This is a genomic window from Pauljensenia hongkongensis (assembly GCF_001746855.1).
In the GTDB taxonomy this organism is placed as follows: Bacteria; Actinomycetota; Actinomycetes; order Actinomycetales; family Actinomycetaceae; genus Pauljensenia; species Pauljensenia hongkongensis.
The window spans coordinates 417,438-418,822 of sequence record NZ_CP017298.1; the positions used below are offsets into that span (position 1 = coordinate 417,438).

At 75.6% G+C, this 1,385-nt stretch carries 1 protein-coding gene; it reads left to right on the forward strand.

From position 1 onward, the window contains the following. Positions 1 to 82 precede the first annotated feature (82 nt). The coding region (gene cydD / locus BH719_RS01730; RefSeq protein WP_050790605.1) for a thiol reductant ABC exporter subunit CydD at positions 83 to 1,385 on the forward strand (1,303 nt) is incomplete at its 3' end.

Below are 1,385 nucleotides of genomic sequence, written 5' to 3' on the forward strand. Positions count from 1 at the left end.
CCCCGCGCCGACGGGCGGGGCGGCCGCCTCGCACCCCTGCGGGGCCACGGCCCCCACGACGCAGATGAGGAGTTCAACGACTGTGCGCCCCCTCGACCCCAGGCTGCTGCGCTACGCGCGCTCGGTGCGCCCCCACATCGCGCTCGCCGTCGCGCTGGGGACCCTGACCGCGCTGCTGGTCATCGCGCAGGCGCTGCTGGTCTCAGCGGCCGTGTCCCCGGTCATCGCGGGGCGGTCCGGGCCCTCCGGCGCGGTGTGGCCCCTGGTCGGAGTCGCCGCCGTGGCCGCCGCCCGCGCCGGGGTTGTCTGGTTGCGGGAGGCCACTGGCCACCGCGCCGCCGCCCGCGCCATACGGCAGCTGAGGGCGCGCGTCCTGGACGCCGCCCTCGAGCTCGGCCCCCGGTGGAGGGCCACCCGCTCCTCGCAGACCACCACCCTTCTCACCCGCGGCCTCGACGACCTGGTCCCCTACTTCGTGAAGTTCCTCCCCCAGTTGTTCCTCGTCGTGACCGTCACCCCCGCGGCCCTGGCGACCATGCTCGTCCTGGACGCGTGGTCCGCGCTCATCGCCGTCGTGGTCGTCCCGCTGATCCCCGTGTTCATGGTCCTCATCGGGCGGTTCACGCAGTCCGCGTCGCGCGACAAGCTCGAGTCGATGAAGCGCCTGGGAGCCCAGCTGCTCGACCTCATGGCCGGCCTGCCCACCCTCAGGGGGCTCGGGCGCCAGGACTCCCCCCGCGAGCACCTGCGCCGCCTCGGGGCGTCCAACACGGAGGCCACCATGGGGACCCTGCGCGTCGCGTTCCTGTCCGGGGCAGTCCTGGAGTTCCTCACCACCCTGTCCGTGGCGCTGGTCGCCGTGGAGGTGGGCATGCGCCTCGTCTACGGCGGCATCGACCTGTTCAGGGGGCTGGCGGTCATCATGCTGGCGCCCGAGGTCTTCGAGCCCCTGCGCCAAGTGGGGGCGCAGTTCCACGCCTCCGCGAACGGCGTGGCAGCCGCGGAGGCCGCCTTCGCCGTCATCGAGGCCCAGCCGCCGCGCCCGCGAGGCACCCGCGCCGCTCCTCCGGCCGGGGCGCACCCGATCCGTTTCGAGGGCGTCAGCGTCGAGGCGCGCGGCGTCTGGGCGCCCGCCTCGTTGACGGCCACGATCGAGCCGGGGGCAGTGACGGCCCTGGTCGGCCCGTCCGGGGCCGGCAAGTCCACGGCGGTCGCCTGCCTGCTGGCCGAGCTCGTCCCCGCGCGCGGGCGCATCGTCGTCGACGCGCCCGGGGGCCCCGTGGACCTGGCCGACGCGGACCCCGCCTCGTGGTGGGACTCGATCGCGTGGGTCCCCCAGTCCCCGGCGCTGGTGCCCGGCACCCTGCTGGAGAACGCGGGCGGCG